We start from the raw sequence: 4,635 nt of genomic DNA on the forward strand, positions 1-4,635 counted from the left end.
TACTATGTGCTTCATATTGGAGAGACTAATACGGGTAAGACCCATCATGCCTTGGAACGGATGAAAGCAGCTAAAAGCGGGGTGTATCTCGCACCGTTAAGACTTTTAGCATTAGAGGTTTTTGATAAATTAAATGCTGAAGGAATCGCGTGTTCGTTAAAAACAGGTGAAGAAGAGAAATTTGTTTCAAATGCTGTCCATATTTCGAGTACAGTTGAAATGTTCCACGAAAAGGATTTCTATGATGTTGTTGTGATTGATGAGGCCCAGATGATAACCGACAAGGATCGAGGCTTCTCATGGTATAAAGCGATCACCAAAGCAAATGCAAAAGAAGTCCATATTATTAGTAGTAAAAGCGCTAAACCGATAATGCTTCAGCTTTTAAATGAAGCAGATATTGAAATTCATGAATACAGCCGTGATATCCCGCTTGAAGTCGAATCAAAGGAATTTAAGATCCAGCAAATTCAAACAGGTGATGCCCTTATTTGTTTTTCGCGCCGACGCGTTTTAGAAACTGCTTCAAAGCTGCAGTATGATGGATATACGGTGAGCATGATTTATGGCAGCATGCCGCCAGAAACAAGAAAAAAACAAATAAAACAATTTTTAGCGGGACAAACAAAAGTCATTGTAGCAACAGATGCGATTGGAATGGGGCTTAACCTTCCAATCAGAAGAATTGTCTTTTTGGAAAATGAAAAATTTGATGGATCAAGAAGAAGACGGCTGACTTCACAGGAAGTTAAACAAATTGCCGGAAGGGCGGGAAGAAAAGGAATTTACGATATTGGTAAGGTTGCTTTTGTCAGTGATATCAAAATCATGCGGCGCTTGTTGCATCAAGAAGATGAATCTGTTCATACTTTTGCGATTGCCCCAACGAAAGCTGTATTGGAACGTTTTCAAAAGTATTCTCATGATTTGGGGCATTTTTTTGATCTGTGGGATAAATTTAAGAATCCGCCGGGAACAAAGAAAGCTATCCTTTCTGAAGAAAAATTTCTATATGATCTTATTCGCGGGACAGAAATTGAAGCACGCCTATCCTTAATGGATCTTTATGGATTTTTGCATCTCCCCTTTTCTGCAAATGATCCCGGACTAATCAACCAATGGGAAGAGACTATGTATGCGCTTCTGAGTAGAGGAGAGCTGCCGAAGCCAGCTATTAAACAGCGAAGTTTGGAGGATTTGGAACATACTTATAAAGCAATTGGCCTCCACCTTTTATTTTTATATCGTCTTGAAAAACGGACGGAGGCGGTGTATTGGGAACGGCTTCGAGAAGAAATTAGCGATCAAGTCCATGAAGCATTGAAAAAAGATTTAAAATCTTTTTCGAAAAAGTGTAAGCAGTGCGGAAAAGCTCTTCCATGGGATCATGCGTATACTATTTGCAATTCCTGCCATGCGGCAAGACATCGCAATAACCGAGATTTTTCTTATGACTGGTAAGTATCCTTTCAGCTTTTGTGTTTCTTTCCGATTCCTGTGAAGAATACTAATCTGCATTGTTTTGCTCCAAGCCTCGAAGAAGCTTGGAGCTTTCCTATGGATAAATGCTGATTTGCCGAAAAATGATTCAATTGTTTAGTACAAGTATACTCTACGGCACGTATATATACAGTACAAATGAATAGTAAAGACAAAGTAAGGAGGTTAAGTGAGTTTTAGTTAAAATCTATCCCAAGTTTCACCCCGATAGGAGACTGTTTAAAAATGAATACTGTAACCCTTATTACAATAATAAGTTTTCTTCTCACCATGCTTTTCATCTTTTGGAGGCCAAGAGGGTTAAATGAAGCGATACCATCAACAATAGGGGCGGTCGTTATCCTGGTTTTCGGAAATATTACGATGGCCAATCTGTTTGATATCAGTACAAAAGTAAGCGGTGCAGCTGTAACGATTATTTCAACATTGGTAATGGCGCTCGTACTTGAAAGCTTTGGATTTTATCATTGGGCAACGGCCGCATTAGCAAAATATGCTAAAGGTTCTGGAATTCGCCTTTTTTGGTTAATCAATTTGCTTAGTTTTTTAATGACCCTGTTTTTTAATAATGATGGCAGTATACTTATGACAACACCTATCTTTGTTCTTTTAGTTAAAAAATATCAGCTGAAACCGCACCAAAAGATACCTTATCTAATTAGCGGCGCTCTCGTTGCAACTGCTGCAAGTGCTCCAATTGGCGTAAGCAATATCGTCAATCTAATTGCCCTCAAAATTATACACATGAATCTCTATACGCAAACGGCAATGATGTTTGTCCCCGCAATTCTTGGTTTGTTGTTTTTGGCTGGGTTACTCTTCCTTGTTTACAAAAAAGACATACCAAAAGAACTGCCCCCAGTCAACATCTCATTCGATATCCAGGAAAAACTGTACCATCCACTGCAGGATCCGCACCCACCTTCCAACAATCAAAAGCAGTTAAAGATCATGAAATGGATTTTGCTCTTCGTCTTTTTTACAAGAATCAGCTTGTTTATCGCTTCCTATTTCGGAATTCCAATGGAATATGTAGCAGTATTCGGGTCGGTTATTCTGCTGATCTGGAGATGGTTCTATTTAAAGATATCGCCAGTTGATATGATAACGAAAACCCCTTGGCATATATTCGTTTTTGCGTTTACGATGTATAGTATCATCTACGGATTGAACAATATCGGTTTGTCCAATCTTTTGAGCCACAGGACAAAAATCCTGAACCCTTGATAGTATTGACTTTATTTGATTATTAATTGAAAAAGTGTTTCCACGGTCACTGCGTGGAACGAATGCCTTTCGAGTTGTCAAATCTCACTTTAGACGAAATAGGACCAAATTCGGTCGTTTTATAATTTTTTTACCCTAATTTTTTACAGGGGTTTAATGGAAGATAGAAACTTTGCCTATTTAGACAAAAAGAAAAGCCATAATGAATCTCCTTTGGTAAAATAGAAGTACCAACACAACCATTACGAAAGGAATTCATTATGACTGATTCTATTATACCAAAATCATATTCAAATGTAATCTACCTTCAACCCTCATTTTCATTTGCGCAAGACAACTTCTCCTCTTTGCGCCACCTTCCTTATGTAAAATTGGCGCTTGATTTCCCTTGGGAAGAGGTTTTCGCTCCCATTGAACAAGAGTACATTAATGCAAGGTTTCAGCGAAATTGGGACAAGAGGAATCAAAGGAATTCTGATGAATCTCAAGTCGAATTATTTCCACATTTGCCAAGGGACGTGAGTGCGAAGCCAAAAAAATCGTCTAGAGGACGAGAGGGAATTGACTTTTATGTACTGTTAAAATCGTTTCTCTTAGCCCCACTTCTTTATGTGGAAGTCATGGTCACAAGTGTTCATTTCCAAGTGGTGGGGAACTCTGATTTTCGAATGGTTTGCGGTTTTACCAGCACTCCGTGCCTTAGGACCTTTGAACGTTTTGATCAGATTATGATCGAAAACGGATTATGGGAAAAGGCTCGTCAGCTTATGGTGAATTTCAACATCCAACAAGGAATTATAGAGAAAGAAGAACAATTGGCCGTCGATACTACACATGTCGAAGCCGAAGCCACTTTAAATGCAGTTCGCAAATGTGGCCATTCTGAACCATGCGATTGTCCGAAAATCCCTACGGATGACAATGTTGGACTTATGAGAAAAAGCAATACTGTTTCTTACATAGCCCATAAAGTAGCGCTTGTATGCGGTGTTAAATCGGAACTCCCATTATCTAGATGTGTTTTTAAAGGTGGAGAAAGTGATGCCATAACTCTCGAACCGACTTTGGAAAAGGTAAAGCAAGATCTTCCTGAAAAATTTCTGGAAAACGTGCAATACGTAAGCGCAGATGGAATCTATCAAAGTAAAGATAATCAACAATATGCAAAAAACATTCTTCAGACCAAACTATTGGCTCCGATTAATCCACGAAAAATCAAGGATCAAGAACTGGATGCCCGTGGAATGGCAAAACTCGATAAGTATGGTGTTCCACATTGTATTAGTGGACATAAGTTAAAATTGAAAGGGCTGGATGAAACAAAAAAGCAATACGTTTGGACATGTCCCGTATTTGATCCAAAGTATAAACAAGAAGGGCTCACTTGTTCGGAAGCCTGCCATATTCAATGTTGTAGCGGAGCCCAAACAGGCAGAACAATTCGGATTCAACAATCGCAAACGCCGCAAATAGATCCGGAATTTCCGCAACATCTTCAATCATTTAAAACAAAATTTTCGGAAAGAACGGCCATCGAGCGAGTTAACGCACAAGCCAAAGAAGGACTTAGCTTACGTAGAGTCCACAAACGGGGACGTGTAGCAGTAGAGGCCCATGTAGATCGATGCATCATAACCTCACACGTCTTGGCTTATATGTCCGTTCAAGAAACTGGACAGCTCTATCGAGGGTGGACAAAACTATCCGCATAGAAATTTTTAATAACGTAACTACCAGTTATTGTAAGTGCGAAAACTGATGACGGGATAAGTATGCCCTTTTTTAGGTTCCATTTACAAAAAAGATAAATAAGAAGTCGAGAAACTAAGAAAAATCATCTAAGGCCTTCTCCTCCATCCCAAAAATTTCAAGTTGCTTTATCCCAATTTTAATTTAGTCCTGTTGCTC

The 4,635-nt window shown here is 39.1% G+C and carries 2 protein-coding genes and 1 pseudogene; all 3 read left to right on the plus strand.

Annotation, left to right across the window (positions count from 1 at the left end; genetic code table 11):
* On the plus strand, positions 1-1,461 hold a 1,461-nt coding region (locus ACQYAD_RS02570; protein ID WP_430235216.1), incomplete at its 5' end, for a helicase-related protein.
* A gap of 264 nt (positions 1,462-1,725) precedes the next feature.
* A pseudogene (locus ACQYAD_RS02575) lies at positions 1,726-2,697 on the plus strand (ArsB/NhaD family transporter); the annotation flags it as partial.
* 290 nt (positions 2,698-2,987) lie between these two features.
* On the plus strand, positions 2,988-4,439 hold the full coding sequence (locus ACQYAD_RS02580) for a transposase (protein ID WP_430235218.1): 1,452 nt from the start codon (positions 2,988-2,990) through the stop codon (positions 4,437-4,439).
* The last annotated feature ends 196 nt before the right edge of the window (positions 4,440-4,635 follow it).

This window comes from Neobacillus sp. SM06 (assembly GCF_050496765.1).
Classification (GTDB): Bacteria; Bacillota; Bacilli; order Bacillales; family Cytobacillaceae; genus JAEVLT01.